Genomic DNA, 15,310 nt, shown 5'->3' on the forward strand with positions numbered 1-15,310 from the left:
AGTGACACCGTAAATGGAAATTGTAAAAGTTATGCATAATGCGTCATTAGAAGAGGCTAGAGAAGCTTTTTCTGATTTACTTGACAACGTAGAAAAAAAGCCTGAAAAGCTAGAGGCGAGCATATTTTTTCAAGCGAGGCGATTTGCTAAAGCATCTATGAATATGTGTAGATATAATGATTTTATACCTTTCATAGTTAACTCTAGCTTAGCTATTGAACTGTATCTTAAAGCGATTATTTGTACTACCGAAAGATGCAAAGGGAAAAGTGATAATAAAAAGAAGAAAGTAATCAGGGAATACTCTCATAGCCTGTTAGCTCTATATGAAGAAATTGGTAATACAAACAAAGAATCATTTGAGAGTTATCGTGACGGACTAAATATTGAATTCATTCGTGAAATAGATGGTTCTTTTTCTAATTGGCGATATGTGTATGAAAAAGAGAGGCTTAGCATACAGAACCTGAATTTGATTCCTTTTGCTTTCGAAGCATTAGAGGAAATTTTTTGCTCAGCGATGAAAGAGGAAAAGTCCGCTTGAGACGTTGGCATCCAAGGTACGGGAGCTGTACGCTTGGGACTACGACAGACTGTCAAAGGCTGCCGAATGGATGGTGATGAGATTCGGCCAAATTTCTCCCTGAGCACGTAATACTTGGATTTCTGTATCGGGAATGTGATAACTCATAATAAAACCGTCCCAGTTCAAATAGCCACGAGCTTTGATGACGTCGTGCAAGCATAAAGACATTTGAGAAAACACAGATTCTGTTTTGTCAGAATGATGCCAACATGGCGCGACATAGAAAGCTGAAAGCCATGATTAGATACGAATAAACTGAAGCTCAATCTGGGACTATGTTGGGTTGTTAAATTTCAATCCTTAAGTGCGCATTATGTATATTATGTTAAATAAGATCTACAGCTACGCCAAATCTGACTCTCCTACGTCTGTCATTGCCCATTTTCTTCATAGATTTCAGTCTATTGAACGTAATTATCTATTTACCATAAAATAGATAATTACCAATTCTCTAAGACGCTCATATTGGATCATTCTGTTCCAACAGAGTTCTTCTAGCTTTGGTGAATTATCGAAAGCCGGATGTTGCGGCCTGGTTTGTATGGCTGGTTCGGTTACAGATGTTGGTTGATGTGTTGTTGCCATTGCTCAAACTGCAATGGATGTGTGGCTGCTATGACTGACCTTGCCTGCATGGATTGGTTAAACACGTTGCTGCCATCAAACTCTGCCGGTTTAAGTTTGGGAATCGTTTCTAGCCACACTATTTCGTTAGAGTTGGAAGCAGGAAAACTTAACGTGCTGGATGTGGAAGACATGCCGATCATTAGGCATTGGTATTTGGTGCATCGAAGTGATAAGGCGCTGTCGCCTATCGCACAGGCGTTTAGTAACTATCTGTTAAGTCGCAATAATCATGAGGATATAGCTGCAGAACGGCAAACCATAAAATGTGACGGCGTCACGTAAAGGTTGAAATCGGGCAAAGATCACCCAATTCGTTTACTCTTCAATCTTTGCGTGACGCTGTAATGCCTGTTTTAGTACCACAGCACGGATAGGCTTAGTGACAAAGTCATCCATTCCGGCTTCCATGCAGCGTTCTTTATCTTCATTCATTGCGTTGGCTGTCAAAGCAATAATTGGTAAATCATAGCCTTCTTCGCGCAGTTGCTTGGTGGCTTCAATGCCACATAGCACTGGCATAGACATGTCCATCAGAATCATATCGAACTGCACGTGTCCATCATGAACCAGATCAATAGCCTCTCTACCATTGTTCGCGACGACGACATGATGCCCTGCTTTCTCCAGCATCAGCTTGACCACCATCTGGTTAGCTTTGCTGTCTTCTGCTACCAGAATGCTCAATGCATGAAGATCACTTTCTTCGACACTGTCTTTTTTCACCTGCTCTGTCGGCGAAGGCTCAATCAGAGGAATATCAATATAGAAAGTGGTGCCTACACCTGGCTCGCTGTCAAAGTCGATGCTGCCGTTCATCATGGTCACCAACTTTTTACAGATGGAAAGCCCCAGACCTGTTCCACCATATTGGCGGGTAATGCTGCCATCTGCCTGCGTAAACGGCAGGAAAACATCTTTCTTACGTTCGGCGTTGATGCCAATGCCGGTATCTTTCACGGAGAGTTTCAGCCTTCCATTACGGACACGCATTGAGACTTTGACTTTACCGTGCTCGGTAAACTTCACGGCATTGCCAACCAGGTTCAATAAGATCTGGGTGAAGCGGTTACCATCCTGATAAATGTTGTCAGGTACATCATCGGCGATGTCCATTTCCATTTTGATATCTTTACGGGACGAGACTTCGTTGAGTTGGCTGAATACAACAGTGACACTGTCACGTGGATTGATACTTTCAGGATGCAGAGAGAAGCGTTCTGATTCAATTCTCGATAAATCAAGCACATCATTAATAATGGTAAGGAGCAATTGAGCCGATTTATCCATTTGGGAAACCCAAACGGTTTGCTCGTCATCCAGCGGAGATTGTTGCAAAGTATCCAGTAAACCCATTACCGCATTGAGTGGCGTACGAATTTCATGACTCATCATTGCCAGAAATTGGGATTTCGCGGCGTTGGCAGATTCTGCCTGTTGTCTTGCCTGTTGCAGTTCGTGTAAGCGCTGTTTTCGGGCTGTAATGTCTTTCGCCGTACCCCGAAAACCCATACAGTTACCACGCTTGTCGTAATAAGGTCGACCTGACAAGCTGATCCACTGCTCTCTCCCTTCTTGGAATACTTTCCACTCCACTTCAGAGAATGGTTGTTCAAGTTGAATCAAGTCGAGTAATTTGTGTTTCACATCCGGCTGGCGATTCAACTGGTTCATTATCCCCTGCGGCTCAGCAGAGAATGATTCATTTGATGGCGAAGAAAGATAGGTGAACTGCAGGTTATTATTGATTTCCCAAAACCAGTCACCGGCTGTTTTCGCAAAGTCACGAAAACGCTGACGACTCGCGGTTAATTCCTGAGTCTTGACTGACACCAAACACTGGAGGCGTTCGCGGTAGTCAATATCGATAATCGTGCGTTCGATTAGCGGTCGGAAACGCTCGATAACCTGTTGTGATTTGGTTTGGAAACGCCCCTTTTCTGAAGCGAACAGGATGAGGATCGATTCGCTGGCATTCACCGTCATCCCGGTGATCAGCGCGGAGCGGCACGCGTCAAAATCTTCACCTTGCAACAAGGAAAATTCTTTCACTCTTTCCGGCGCATAAAGTACGACGGTCTGGCCATTCACGCATCGGGAGAAAGTCCCGCCATCTTCCCAGATAAAGTTTTCTACGTGTGGTGATGTAGACACCAAACAGGAATATTTGTCTTCCGTTTCTTTGTTACGGGTTAGCACCACTGCATTATCAAAAGAAACATAGCGCTCAATCACTTTCAGCAGCGTGTTGAACACTTCGATTTTGTTGCTGGCACCAGACATCGCGGAGATCGCTGACAGAATCGCGCGGTTTTCTTCCTTGAACTTTTGCTCTCTCTCTTCAACACGGTTCAGTTCGAACAGTGTTTCCTGCAACTTCTCTGAGATTGCGCCTGTCATAGCTCATCCTTGTGGAACAGTACGGCGGATATCATCAAATTTCCGTGGGCAATTTCTCCGCCGAGGAACTGTCCTTGTTCGCCAAAAGTAAACGGGCAAATAAAGGGGGCATGGTGCATTGATAGACGCATATTCGCTGCGACGCTGTGCAGAGAATCGCTAACATGCAGCATACATCCTGCACAATATATTGCTAATCCGCCTATTGGGTCACAGGTATTCTTGTCGTGGTCGTTGGCTGAATCTACGACGCGCCCTGCTCTCGACACCAACATTTCCGTTGTGCCGGACATGAAGTGAACCGTCTCACCTTCCTGAATATTACAGAACATCTGAATGCCACCTTCCGGAGACACTGTGGCGGGGTGAGAAAGCGTATAGTATGGCATGCCATGGATTTCGCCTGTCTGACGACCCAGCGGAAAAAGTGTTGATTGGGCAAACAATCCATCAGGATCGATAGCATTGCCTGTGGCGTTGAAATACCACTTTCCGTAGACATCAAAAGCAGGTTTACCATCCAACTCGACGAGTGTGCGACCATCAACTTTGGTAGCAACGGCACTCGATCCGATGGCTGCATAGCCATTGTGAAATGAATAGCTAACACGTGCTGAGGGGAAAAATACGGCCATGGCGATGCCTTCAGACGTCACGCGCGCATTGTCCATTAGAGACCATTTGCCACTGACGCCATCATCAGCCGCTGAACCACCAATGATAGGAATATTGACACCAAGCTCTTCTCGAATTGCTTGAAGAATGGTTTCTTCATAACCCGGTGTGGCATGTAATGTGATGAGTGCTGGTAATTCTCCCGGACGCCCACTACTATCAATAGCTCGGCTGAGAACGATGCGGGCAGATTCAGCGATGTCATCACCCTCTTTTAATTCGCAGAGTGCCGACCCATACGCACCGTCAGCATCTTCAACGGCCCACACTGAAATAGAATGCCCGCCAACGTAACCTTTATCCGTCATGCTTCCCTGACATGAGGAACAACCAATGACGTAGGTATTGGGGAAATGTACATTCAGTTCACGTTTGATCGCTTCCGCGTCTTGCGTTTCTGTGTAATAGACAAGCATGAGCGAAGGAGAGGATATTTTTTCAGATATCTCCCTGGCTATGTCTTGTATGGCCTCACTGGCTTTGGGGGCAGTTGATGATGATGTCGCAATTCTCATTTAAATCTACACAGCTTGGTTGCGGCAATACGATCAATAATAGCCTTCTCACTTCTGCAAACACCAGTTTTTACCGTGATTCTTTTCGCTTAATCACTGAATTCTCTATTAATAGACGATAGAATCGCCGACACCGACCAAAAATTCCGCTCGAGCAATGGATAGCCAGCTTTATATCGTCATTAATGCGAATTTCCCACTAGGACAAATAATTAGCAAACGCCTCGCGCAAAAAGGCAATACTGTGGTGTATTTGGCAGACAATGAGCAAGACGGATATGCCATCGCCGCTGATGAGCCAAGAGTCAGATATCGATATTGCCAGCCCTTCAATCGCATCATGATTGCTGACGAGTTCGATTGGGCTACGTCAAATGTTGCCTCTGTGGATGGCGTGGTCGTGCTGGTTTCCGAGAGTACGATTGACCAACTCAAAATGCCGCTGGATGAAACCTACTTCGCTTCGCTAAGAGCTAACACGTCAGGCACTGTTGATGAACTCACCCTGACCTACGTAATCGTTCCCGATAAAAGCGAAGATGCTAGCGACGCTTTGAAAGCGCTTCACTTAAAGCTATGCCAACTCGCTCACTCCAATAAATCTGTTCACAAAGGATTAAAAGTGAATCATGTCGTCATTGGCGGGGATCAATACACTCAGGGTTCAAAGTGTGCCGATGTTGCTACCGATGCATCAGATCTTATCCATTACCTGTGCTCTGAACATGCCAAAGCAGTGCGACATCAGGCATTTTATTTTGGTGATTTGATAGATAAATAGACAGTAAAAAAGCAGCCTATAGCTGCTTTAATGTGGATTTTAAGACGTTCATCCAATTTGAATGACCTAACTCAAAAATGTTAGCGCCATTCGCACAAATATTAATTCGATGTTAAAACTTAATTTCTAATTGATCTCGATCAATGAATAACATCCATTTTTGCGCTGACCCATAATTAACATCAATAGGTAAAGCATAAATATAGGCACGTTTTTCACCTTCGTTTGCCAAAACTTTGTGAGAAGTTATGACAATGTCAGGTTCTCCTAACAGACGTAGTTCACCAGGCTCAAACACTGAACTCACCCGCATAATCTGGGATTTATCGCCTTGATTTTCAATATTAATTTCAACCGTTTCACCGCGCAGTGAAACACTGCAACTTCCCGCCACTACTGAACATTTCGGCAAAGTAGTAGATTCAGAATGTTCTAGCGTTCGCCAAATAAAAGCCGCTATAAGCACTGCCATAACGACTAATATTTGTACTAAGCGACCTGTGGTTAATTTTTCTGCTGCCATGTGATTTATGCTTTTCCCGTGTTACAGAGCTCAAAGTTTTAGTAGAAATGTTACCCGAGCGTAAACCGAGTGTGGGTTCGACCCTGTATTTAACTGAATAACTGAAGTATTATCACCAATGAAAATGCCACTTTTACAATGAAATAGCAATGGAATGCATCAAGTGGGTATAAATCAATCACTATTCGCATTGCATTGCTTCTGGGGTGGCATTGTGACGTTTAAGTCACTTTGTAATACGTGAGTGTAGTAATTAAAAAAGTGGAAGCATGCAATATGAGCCAAGAAAAGCAGCTTGAACTGGAATACAACTACCGCGTTGTCCGTCAATTCACCCTGGTAACTATCCTGTGGGGAATTGTGGGCATGGGTGTTGGTGTTCTAATAGCCGCTCAGCTGGTATGGCCTGCGCTGAACTTCGACATTCCTTATCTGACTTATAGCCGATTACGCCCACTGCATACCAATGCGGTGATTTTTGCGTTCGGCACTAGTGCCCTGTTTGCAACGTCTTATTACGTTGTACAGCGCACCTGTCAGACAAGGCTGTTCGGAGGTAAGCTGGCTGAATTTACCTTCTGGGGATGGCAAGCAATCATTCTGTCTGCAGCAATAACACTACCTATGGGTTTCACCAGTGGTAAAGAATATGCTGAGTTGGAATGGCCAATCGATATCGCTATTGCGGTCGTATGGGTTTCATACGCCATCGTGTTCTTTGGAACGCTAATCAAACGTAAAACCTCGCACATCTATGTGGCGAACTGGTTTTTCGGTGGATTTATCATCACCGTCGCTGTCCTGCACATCGTAAACAGCATGGCAATTCCGGTTTCCGGAATGAAGTCATATTCGATATATGCGGGCGCCATCGATGCCATGATCCAATGGTGGTACGGTCACAATGCTGTAGGCTTCCTTTTGACTGCAGGTTTCCTGGGTATGATGTATTACTTCGTACCGAAACAAGCAGGTCGTCCGGTTTACTCCTATCGCCTTTCTATCGTTCACTTCTGGGCACTGGTATCCCTGTACATCTGGGCGGGTCCTCACCATCTGCACTACACTGCCCTGCCTGACTGGACTCAGTCTCTGGGTATGGTGATGTCTGTTATCCTGTTTGCTCCATCTTGGGGTGGCATGATCAACGGTATCATGACGCTGTCAGGTGCTTGGCACAAACTGCGTTATGACCCAATCCTTCGATTCCTGATTGTTTCTCTGTCTTTCTACGGTATGTCTACCTTTGAAGGTCCGATGATGGCAATCAAGACAGTTAACGCACTGTCACACTACACCGACTGGACTATCGGTCACGTACACTCAGGTGCACTGGGCTGGGTAGCAATGGTCTCTATCGGTGCGGTTTACCATCTGGTTCCTAAGTTGTTCGGCCAAGAGCGTATGTACTCTATCAACCTGATCAACGTGCACTTCTGGCTAGCGACCGTTGGTACCGTGCTGTATATCGTTGCAATGTGGATTTCCGGCGTCATGCAGGGTCTGATGTGGCGTGCAGTTAACACTGACGGTACATTGACTTATAGCTTTGTAGAATCTTTGGAAGCTTCTTATCCGTTCTACTTTGTACGTTTCGTTGGTGGCGCAATCTTCTGGTCAGGCATGCTCTTGATGGCTTACAACACCTACAAGACTATCGCCGCACCAAAAGCAAGCCTCAAATCCGTTGAGCAAGCAGCATAAGGAGACCAACGAATGAGTTCTAGTCGTCATGAAATTGTAGAAAAGAACGTTGGTCTTTTCGCTATCCTCACGGTCATTGCTATCAGCTTCGGTGCGCTTGTTGAAATCACGCCGTTGTTGTTCCAAAAGCAAACGACCGAACCTGTCGATAACCTGCGCCCATACACTGCACTGGAAATGGAAGGCCGCGACATTTACATCCGTGAAGGTTGTAATGTTTGTCATAGCCAGATGATTCGCCCTTTCCGTGCAGAAACTGAGCGCTATGGTCACTACTCTGTGGCGGGTGAAAGTGTTTGGGAACACCCATTCCTATGGGGTTCCAAGCGTACAGGTCCTGATTTGGCACGCGTTGGTGACCGTTACTCTGATGAGTGGCACCGCGTTCACCTTATCGACCCTCGTGCGGTTGTGCCTGAGTCAAACATGCCTGGCTTCCCTTGGTTGGAAGAGAATGTTCTGACTGGCGAGAACACTGCCAAAAAGCTGACTGTTTTCCGCGATATGTTCGGTGTTCCATACACTGATGAGCAAATCGCAAATGCGAAAGCAGACGTTGAAGGTAAAACGGAGATGGATGCCATCATCGCTTACCTGCAGTCACTCGGCCACGCGATGAAGTAAGGAGCTCTTATGGCATCTTTTCATGCCCTATGGACGCTAGCGATTTTCGTCTGCTTCATTGTAATTGTGCTTTGGGCCTATAGCAGTCGCCGTAAAAAGGAATTCGACGAAGCTGCTAACCTTGTCTTCGCTGACGAGGAGAAAGGCGATAAAAAGACAGGAGAAGATAACAAATGACTACATTTTGGAGTCTATTTATCACTGTCATTACCCTTGGTACGTTGGTAGGTTGTGCCGCACTGATTATTTGGTGTAGCAAAGACCTTGATGGCGTGGCTGATGGTGAAGATATGGGCCACGAATACGATGGTATTCGTGAGCTGAACAACCCACTGCCTAAGTGGTGGTCGTACATGTTCTGGGCGACCATTGTTTTCGGTGCGGTTTACTTCGTGCTTTACCCAGGCTTAGGTAACTGGAAAGGCGTTTTCAATTGGCAGAGTTCCGCTCAGGACGTTGCGAATATTGAAGAGTCACGTCAGTTGCTGGCTAACAGCGACGGTATCGACCAGTATGCGCGTGAGCTAGCATCTGCGAATGCGATTTTCGGCGAAACCTTCCGCAAACTCGCATACAAGCCAGGTTCGGATGAACTGCAAGACATCACTGAAATTGCCAAGAACCCTGAAGCAATTAAGGTGGGTCAGCGCCTGTTCATTCAAAACTGTGCTCAGTGCCACGGCTCTGATGCTCGTGGTCAGTCAGGCTTCCCTAACCTAACCGACGACGCTTGGTTGTATGGCGGTGAGCCAGAGACTATCAAAGCAACACTGGTTAATGGTCGAGTGGGTAACATGCCGGCATGGCTTGATGCGCTGGGTGAAGATGGCGTTCGTGAAGTCGCTTCTTACACACTGAGCCTGTCGGGTCGTAAAGTTGACGCTCAGGAAGCAGCGAAAGGTAAAACACGCTTCGTTGTGTGTGCAGCATGTCACGGTACAGACGGTAAAGGTAACCCAGCATTTGGTGCACCTGATCTGACTGACAACGTGTGGCTGTTCGGTGGCTCTCGTAAAGCCGTTGAAGAAACTATTCGCTATGGTCGCCAAGGCGTAATGCCAGCTTGGAAAGACATTCTGGACGAAGACAAGATCCAGCTGCTTTCTGCTTATGTCTGGCAGCTAAGCACACCGCAAAACCAATAAAATCAATAATTAGTTAGTTAAGCCCCTGCAAGCAGGGGCTTTTTTCCCCAAGAATTCAGTTCACACAGGAAAGCGATATGATTAAGCCATGGTATAAGCAGTTTTGGCCCTGGTTCCTGATAGCCCTTCCAGGTAGCGTTGTCGTTGCCAGTCTTTTCACCTTTGCTTTGTTCAGCAAAAATCAGGTATCCCTTGTCGCCGAAGATTATTACAAAGAAGGTAAAGGGATTAACATCGACATATCCCGCTTGAAGAAAGCCGATGAGCTCGCCATCTCCGCTTTCCTGTCTGCACAGAATGACACCGCTATTTTCACCTTGGATAAAGGTGAACTAACGCAATACCCTACTCTAAAAATCACATTCCAACACCGTACGCTTGCTGATAGAGATATCGAACAGATGGTCAACGCTGATGCTTCCGGCCGCTACCGACTTGCCCTGAGCGAACCGCTCACTGGCCCTTGGTACGTTGAAGTTAACGCATTTGATGGGACGTGGGCTTTAAATGGCCGCGCAAATTTTCCATCTGAAGACCCAGTAGAGTTGTATGGTCAGAGCAAGGAATGACGAAAGATTGTTATCACTGTGGAGAGCCGGTTCTTACCGGTGACTCTTATAAAGTCGAGATTCAGGGCAGTACTCGCATCATGTGTTGCCCTGGCTGTGAAGCGGTCGCCACCACTATCGTGGCAAGCGGCCTTACCTCTTACTACGAATACCGAACTGCCCCTGCAGAAAAAGCCAGCCTCGTACCGGAAGAACTTCAATCACTCTCTCTTTACGACAACGAAGACGTTCAGCAGGAATTCGTGCGTCATGAAGGCGGCATAGATGAAGTTGTTTTGTCAGTTGATGGCGTATCCTGTGCCGCATGCGCTTGGTTGATTGAAAAGCAACTACACAGCCAAGAAGGTGTCTCGCGTATTCGCGTCAACACCACAACCAACCGAGCAACGCTTCGTTGGGATCCATCTAAAACCAAACTCAGTACTCTGCTAAATAAGATTCATGCGCTTGGCTACAAAGCAGCACCTTTCGAAGCCGATAATCAGGAAGCGCAATATCACCACACCATGAAGCAATACCTTTATAAGTTGGGTATTGCTGGTCTCGCTACCATGCAGGTCATGATGCTGGCTGTGGCGATGTACTTCGAAGTATTCGGAGACATGGATGAAGCGTTTCGTGATTACTTCCGCTGGGTAAGCCTGATATTTGCGACGCCGGTTCTACTCTATTCCGCGATGCCTTTCTATATCAACGCTTGGAGAAACCTCAAAGCCCGGACGCTAGGAATGGATGTTCCTGTTTCTATCGCGCTTTTGTTTGCCTATTTCGCCAGCTTGTATGCCACCGTCACCGGAAAAGGCGAAGTATTCTTTGAGTCTATCGCCATGTTTACCTTCTTCCTGCTGGTTGGCCGATTCCTTGAAATGCGCGCCCGAAGAACGGCTGCTGCTGCAAGCGCAAACTTGCTTAAGCTGATCCCGCGTTTGGCGACACTGGCATCGGGTGAGCAAATCCCTGCTAAGTCGCTAGCCATTGGCCATGTTGTGCGCGTATTACCTGGTGAACCCTTCCCTGCAGATGGGTTGGTCGTAGAAGGCGTAACGACAGTTGACGAATCAATGCTGACTGGTGAGTCGATGCCCGAGTCACGTCAAAGTGGTGAGCGTGTCTATGCAGGCACCATGAACATTGATGGAAACGTGAATGTAAAGGTGACTGCTGAGAAAAAGGACTCCCTTATTGCCCATATTGTCGAGCTTCAGGATGCAGCTCAACTAGCTAAACCACGAGTAGCTGAAGTTGCAGATATCGTCGCGCGCTATTTTGTCGCTGCCATTCTCGTCATTTCGGCGTGTACCTGGTGGTACTGGCAAAGTCATCGCCCAGAAGACGCTTTCTGGATCATGCTTTCTGTATTGGTCGCAACCTGTCCCTGCGCGTTGTCATTGGCAACACCTACCGCACTGACCTGTTCGACATCCACCTTTGGCAAGCTCGGTATTCTTCTACGTCGGGGGCATGTATTCGAAACGCTGACGCACATTAACCGAGTTGTCATTGATAAAACCGGCACACTGACTGAAGGCAACGTTTCAATTTCTGATACCCAGATTTACGCAGACATAGATGCAAATCATGCAACTGCCATCGCAGCATCTTTGGAGTCCTATGCTAACCATCCTATCGCGGAAGCTTTTAGCGGCTTTGAAAAGGCGAACGGGTTAGAGAACGTCGAAAACGTCATCGGTGAAGGTTTAAAAGGTCAAATCGATGGTGACGAATGGCGTATCGGCAAACCTCAGTTTGCGTTAAACAACACACAAATTTCCGAGCAAAGTACCCACCAGATTTGGCTATCCCGAAATGGTGAGGCAGTAGCGTCATATTTGCTTGTTGACCCAATCCGTGAATCAAGCAAAGCACTGATCGAGAAGTTCCACGAAGCTGGCATCAAAGTCACCATGCTAACCGGCGACAACTCAGCCACAGCACAAGCTGTTGCTGACAAGTTAGGTATCGATGAACTGGTCGCGGGTGTCTCTCCACAAGGTAAACTGGCGTATTTAAATTCTCTGCCACAAGATCAAATAACCATGATGATCGGAGATGGGGTGAACGATGCGCCCGTGCTGGCTGGTGCGCACCTTTCGGTTGCCATGGGCGGAGGCACTGACGTCGCTAAAGCCTCTGCGGATATGGTGTTGCTCGGTGATGACCTCACCAAACTACTCGATGCGCGCAAATTGGCGGCCTTTACCCAAAAAATCATTCGTCAGAATCTGGCTTGGGCATTAGGATACAATCTTGTGATTTTGCCACTGGCGGTGATGGGATTTGTCGCACCTTATGTGGCAGTAGCTGGTATGTCAGGCAGCTCAGTGATCGTCGTTACGAACTCGCTTCGTTTGTTTAAAAAAGACCTCATTGAAAAGCTGAAGGGAGAGTAACGGTTTGGAAAGTCTTTATATCCTCATCCCCATCGCAATTGCTTTGGTTTGTGTCGCCGTAGGAATTTTTATCTGGGCGGTTAAGTCCGAGCAATTTGAAGATCTTGAAAGACAAGGCATGAACATCCTTCTTGATGAGGATGAGTCAACATCCTCACCAAAGAAACAGAGCGACAACTCGTCGGAACAAAAATAATGCCATTCAGTGATCTCATTGCTGCTTTTACAGTTGGCCTGCTTGGTGCAGGCCATTGTTTAGGAATGTGTGGCGGTGTCGCCGCCGCTGTTTCCATGGGGACTCCCCAAAATCAACGTAAGTCCCCCTTCCTTCTCTTTTACAACGGTGGCCGCCTGCTTTCTTATGGCCTGATTGGTGCGATTGCCGGTGGATTAGTCGCAGGTGTTGTCGGTGTCACTCAAATCACCCAACAGTTGCTATGGCTAAGATTGGCTGCTGCTATCATGATGATTTTGCTCGCTTTGTACATTGGTCGGTTCTGGAATGGCCTTGCCTATGTGGAGAAAGTGGGCCAAGTGCTTTGGAAACGTCTTTCACCCCTTTCCAGTAAGTTACTTCCATTACGCTCCCCGTTTGCGGCGCTACCGTTTGGTATGTTGTGGGGCTGGTTGCCTTGTGGGTTGGTGTATTCAGCGTTGAGCTGGGCAGCTGTTGCCGGAAATGCGCTAGATGGATTGTTGATAATGCTCGCATTTGGTTTAGGAACTCTCCCTGCAATGATTTTGGTTGGCTCTGCTGCAGAAGCAACCAAGAACCTCCTTAACAACCTGATATTCCGAAGGATCTCATCATTGATACTGCTAATGTACGGAATTGTTACCGCTTATTCTGTATACAATCAGTTGTACTAAGTCTCGCTTTCTCTTCCGGAAATGGTAAAATATTGACTCAAATCAATTTGGCTAAGCAGGCTCATGATTCAAGACAAAATTCCTACTAAACGTGTTCAATCTGGCGGTTGCGCAATCCATTGTCAGGACTGCAGCATCAGTCAGCTTTGTATCCCCTTTACGTTAAGCGAGAGTGAGCTGAATCAGCTTGACCAAATTATCGAGCGTAAAAAGCCGATTCAAAAAGGTCAGCCATTGTTCCAAGCCGGCGATCAACTTCGTTCGTTATATGCCATCCGTTCTGGCACCATCAAAAGCTACACCATCACCGAGCAAGGTGATGAGCAAATCACAGCATTCCACTTAGCTGGAGATCTTGTTGGCTTTGACGCAATAAACCATATGTCCCACCCTAGCTTTGCGCAGGCGTTGGAAACTTCTATGGTATGTGAAATCCCGTTTGAGATTCTTGATGACCTGTCAGGCAAAATGCCCAAGCTTCGTCAGCAGATCATGCGTTTGATGAGCAACGAAATCAAAGGTGACCAGGAAATGATCCTGCTTCTTTCTAAGAAGAATGCAGAAGAGCGTCTTGCGGCATTCCTACACAGCCTGTCTACTCGTTTCTCTCAGCGTGGCTTTTCAGCAAAAGAGTTCCGTTTGACGATGACACGTGGTGATATCGGTAATTACCTTGGCTTAACTGTTGAAACCATCAGCCGCCTGCTTGGCCGTTTCCAAAAGAGCGGCATGCTAAGTGTTAAAGGCAAGTACATTACGATTCTTGACCACGATGAATTAAGCCGTTTGGCGGGTGTTTCCAAGTAAATCCCCCCTGCTTTACAGACGACTTCTGAAATGGCGCTATACGCGCCATTTCTCTTTTTTTACGTTTATCTATCTGAATTTATCGCAAACTCCTGCCACAATGGGTTAAATTAAAGTATCGGCATCACCAGCTGGAGGTTGTTATGAACAGATATACCAACTTGCTCGTCGCTATCGATCCCGACCACGAAGAACAACCTGCGCTCTCCCGTGCGATGGATATCGCGAGAAAATCTTCTGCGCCTGTCAAAATCACCCTATTCCTTGCCATCTATGACTTTTCTTATGAAATGACCTCTATGCTTTCCGCAGAAGAGCGTCAGGCAATGCGTGCAGGCGTGCTCAAACAGCGAGAAGAATGGATAGACTCAGTCGTTGAAAAGAATGCGTGTGAAGGGATAGACGTTGTGAAACACCTTGTCTGGCACAATCGCCCTTACGAAAGCATGATCGCAAAGGTGTTTGATGGAGAGCATGACTTGCTTATCAAAGCGACCCATCAGCACGATAAGCTCGGTTCTTTGATATTCACGCCAACTGACTGGCACCTGCTTCGCAAATGCCCATGCCCCGTTCTTCTCGTGAAAGAACATAGCTGGCCTGAACATGGCAAAATCCTCACTGCGGTAAATGTTTCTTCTGAAAATGAAACCCATGAGCCGCTTAATGACAAACTGATAGATGAAGCAAAAGCGATGAGTAAGCTTCTTAACGCAGAAGTGAACCTCGTTAACGCCTACCCTGCAACACCAGTGAACGTCACGATAGAGCTTCCCGAGTTCGACCCGGCTTCTTACACTGACGCCGTCAGAGGGCACCATTTGCTTCAGATGAAAGCACTGCGGCAAAAACATTGCATTGATGAAGAGCAGACTTTCTGCCTGGAAGGTTTACCCGAGGATGTTATCCCCGCAGTTTCCAAAGAGCTTGATGCTGAGTTAGTGATACTGGGTACAACAGGACGTGTGGGATTGTCGGCCATCTTTATCGGCAATACCGCTGAACATACTATTGACCAACTCAACTGTGACGTTTTAGCGATTAAACCTGACGGTTATGTCAGCCCGCTCGCACCTAATGTTGGTTTAGGCTGAGAA

The 15,310-nt window shown here is 46.7% G+C and carries 16 protein-coding genes; 13 read left to right on the forward strand and 3 right to left on the reverse strand.

Annotation, left to right across the window (positions count from 1 at the left end):
- The first annotated feature begins 13 nt into the window (after window positions 1-13).
- Together G5S52_RS03315 and G5S52_RS03320 are read left to right on the forward strand one after the other, a co-directional pair.
- Window positions 14-544 carry a hypothetical protein gene (locus G5S52_RS03315; RefSeq protein ID WP_165011786.1) on the forward strand — a complete coding sequence of 177 codons (531 nt, stop codon included), beginning with the start codon at window positions 14-16 and terminating at the stop codon, window positions 542-544.
- Window positions 545-1,201: 657 nt separating this feature from the next.
- Window positions 1,202-1,495: a LysR substrate-binding domain-containing protein gene (locus G5S52_RS03320; RefSeq protein WP_235956076.1), complete on the forward strand. Its 294-nt coding sequence runs from the start codon at window positions 1,202-1,204 to the stop codon at window positions 1,493-1,495.
- Between the two features lie 33 nt (window positions 1,496-1,528).
- Here the strand turns inward: G5S52_RS03320 and G5S52_RS03325 are convergent, their stop codons facing one another.
- A complete protein-coding gene (locus G5S52_RS03325) occupies window positions 1,529-3,610 on the reverse strand; it encodes a PAS domain-containing sensor histidine kinase (RefSeq protein WP_165011787.1) in 2,082 nt (693 codons plus the stop codon).
- Window positions 3,607-4,800 (reverse strand): FIST signal transduction protein, encoded by a 1,194-nt coding sequence (locus tag G5S52_RS03330; RefSeq protein WP_165011788.1) that lies wholly within the window; start codon window positions 4,798-4,800, stop codon window positions 3,607-3,609. The genes G5S52_RS03325 and G5S52_RS03330 overlap by 4 nt, the downstream gene beginning before the upstream one ends.
- Before the next feature lie 157 nt (window positions 4,801-4,957).
- Here G5S52_RS03330 and G5S52_RS03335 point away from each other — a divergent pair, with 157 nt between their 5' ends.
- The gene (locus G5S52_RS03335; protein ID WP_165011789.1) at window positions 4,958-5,581 is read left to right on the forward strand and encodes a hypothetical protein; all 624 of its coding nucleotides are present in this window, start codon (window positions 4,958-4,960) and stop codon (window positions 5,579-5,581) included.
- 112 nt (window positions 5,582-5,693) lie between these two features.
- Here G5S52_RS03335 and G5S52_RS03340 read toward each other — a convergent pair whose 3' ends face one another.
- Complete coding sequence (locus tag G5S52_RS03340; protein WP_165011790.1) at window positions 5,694-6,104, reverse strand: hypothetical protein; 411 nt, start codon at window positions 6,102-6,104, stop codon at window positions 5,694-5,696.
- A gap of 276 nt (window positions 6,105-6,380) precedes the next feature.
- Between G5S52_RS03340 and ccoN the strand changes: the two genes are divergently transcribed.
- From ccoN to uspE, 10 genes are all read left to right on the forward strand, one after another.
- Window positions 6,381-7,808 carry a cytochrome-c oxidase, cbb3-type subunit I gene (gene ccoN, locus G5S52_RS03345; protein WP_165011791.1) on the forward strand — a complete coding sequence of 476 codons (1,428 nt, stop codon included), beginning with the start codon at window positions 6,381-6,383 and terminating at the stop codon, window positions 7,806-7,808.
- A 12-nt stretch (window positions 7,809-7,820) separates the two neighbouring features.
- Window positions 7,821-8,432, forward strand: coding sequence for a cytochrome-c oxidase, cbb3-type subunit II (ccoO, locus tag G5S52_RS03350; protein WP_165011792.1), 612 nt, complete (start codon window positions 7,821-7,823; stop codon window positions 8,430-8,432).
- Between the two features lie 9 nt (window positions 8,433-8,441).
- The gene (locus tag G5S52_RS03355) at window positions 8,442-8,609 is read left to right on the forward strand and encodes a CcoQ/FixQ family Cbb3-type cytochrome c oxidase assembly chaperone (protein WP_002537147.1); all 168 of its coding nucleotides are present in this window, start codon (window positions 8,442-8,444) and stop codon (window positions 8,607-8,609) included.
- Window positions 8,606-9,577, forward strand: coding sequence for a cytochrome-c oxidase, cbb3-type subunit III (gene ccoP / locus G5S52_RS03360; RefSeq protein ID WP_165011793.1), 972 nt, complete (start codon window positions 8,606-8,608; stop codon window positions 9,575-9,577). The genes G5S52_RS03355 and ccoP overlap by 4 nt, the downstream gene beginning before the upstream one ends.
- 77 nt (window positions 9,578-9,654) lie before the next feature.
- The gene (locus G5S52_RS03365) at window positions 9,655-10,146 is read left to right on the forward strand and encodes a FixH family protein (RefSeq protein WP_002537150.1); all 492 of its coding nucleotides are present in this window, start codon (window positions 9,655-9,657) and stop codon (window positions 10,144-10,146) included.
- Window positions 10,143-12,536 carry a heavy metal translocating P-type ATPase gene (locus G5S52_RS03370; RefSeq protein WP_165011794.1) on the forward strand — a complete coding sequence of 798 codons (2,394 nt, stop codon included), beginning with the start codon at window positions 10,143-10,145 and terminating at the stop codon, window positions 12,534-12,536. Before G5S52_RS03365 ends, G5S52_RS03370 begins: the two co-directional genes overlap by 4 nt.
- A gap of 4 nt (window positions 12,537-12,540) precedes the next feature.
- Window positions 12,541-12,732, forward strand: coding sequence for a cbb3-type cytochrome oxidase assembly protein CcoS (gene ccoS / locus G5S52_RS03375; protein ID WP_165011795.1), 192 nt, complete (start codon window positions 12,541-12,543; stop codon window positions 12,730-12,732).
- A complete protein-coding gene (locus G5S52_RS03380) occupies window positions 12,732-13,406 on the forward strand; it encodes a sulfite exporter TauE/SafE family protein (RefSeq protein WP_165011796.1) in 675 nt (224 codons plus the stop codon). Before ccoS ends, G5S52_RS03380 begins: the two co-directional genes overlap by 1 nt.
- A 63-nt stretch (window positions 13,407-13,469) precedes the next feature.
- Window positions 13,470-14,213 carry a fumarate/nitrate reduction transcriptional regulator Fnr gene (gene fnr, locus G5S52_RS03385; RefSeq protein ID WP_002537156.1) on the forward strand — a complete coding sequence of 248 codons (744 nt, stop codon included), beginning with the start codon at window positions 13,470-13,472 and terminating at the stop codon, window positions 14,211-14,213.
- A gap of 143 nt (window positions 14,214-14,356) precedes the next feature.
- On the forward strand, window positions 14,357-15,307 hold the full coding sequence (uspE, locus tag G5S52_RS03390) for a universal stress protein UspE (RefSeq protein ID WP_165011797.1): 951 nt from the start codon (window positions 14,357-14,359) through the stop codon (window positions 15,305-15,307).
- The last annotated feature ends 3 nt before the right edge of the window (window positions 15,308-15,310 follow it).

Origin of the sequence: Grimontia sedimenti (assembly GCF_011045095.1) — a bacterium.
GTDB classification, from domain to species: domain Bacteria; phylum Pseudomonadota; class Gammaproteobacteria; order Enterobacterales; family Vibrionaceae; genus Enterovibrio; species Enterovibrio sedimenti.

Coding starts and splice junctions, on each gene's coding strand:
- G5S52_RS03325 (WP_165011787.1), bottom strand. CDS start 3,610: ATGACAGGCGCAATCTCAGAGAAGTTGCAGGAAACACTGTTCGAACTG.
- ccoP (WP_165011793.1), top strand. CDS start 8,606: ATGACTACATTTTGGAGTCTATTTATCACTGTCATTACCCTTGGTACG.
- G5S52_RS03320 (WP_235956076.1), top strand. CDS start 1,202: ATGACTGACCTTGCCTGCATGGATTGGTTAAACACGTTGCTGCCATCA.
- G5S52_RS03355 (WP_002537147.1), top strand. CDS start 8,442: ATGGCATCTTTTCATGCCCTATGGACGCTAGCGATTTTCGTCTGCTTC.
- G5S52_RS03380 (WP_165011796.1), top strand. CDS start 12,732: ATGCCATTCAGTGATCTCATTGCTGCTTTTACAGTTGGCCTGCTTGGT.
- G5S52_RS03365 (WP_002537150.1), top strand. CDS start 9,655: ATGATTAAGCCATGGTATAAGCAGTTTTGGCCCTGGTTCCTGATAGCC.
- fnr (WP_002537156.1), top strand. CDS start 13,470: ATGATTCAAGACAAAATTCCTACTAAACGTGTTCAATCTGGCGGTTGC.
- G5S52_RS03335 (WP_165011789.1), top strand. CDS start 4,958: ATGGATAGCCAGCTTTATATCGTCATTAATGCGAATTTCCCACTAGGA.
- G5S52_RS03370 (WP_165011794.1), top strand. CDS start 10,143: ATGACGAAAGATTGTTATCACTGTGGAGAGCCGGTTCTTACCGGTGAC.
- G5S52_RS03315 (WP_165011786.1), top strand. CDS start 14: ATGGAAATTGTAAAAGTTATGCATAATGCGTCATTAGAAGAGGCTAGA.
- ccoN (WP_165011791.1), top strand. CDS start 6,381: ATGAGCCAAGAAAAGCAGCTTGAACTGGAATACAACTACCGCGTTGTC.
- G5S52_RS03330 (WP_165011788.1), bottom strand. CDS start 4,800: ATGAGAATTGCGACATCATCATCAACTGCCCCCAAAGCCAGTGAGGCC.
- G5S52_RS03340 (WP_165011790.1), bottom strand. CDS start 6,104: ATGGCAGCAGAAAAATTAACCACAGGTCGCTTAGTACAAATATTAGTC.
- ccoO (WP_165011792.1), top strand. CDS start 7,821: ATGAGTTCTAGTCGTCATGAAATTGTAGAAAAGAACGTTGGTCTTTTC.
- uspE (WP_165011797.1), top strand. CDS start 14,357: ATGAACAGATATACCAACTTGCTCGTCGCTATCGATCCCGACCACGAA.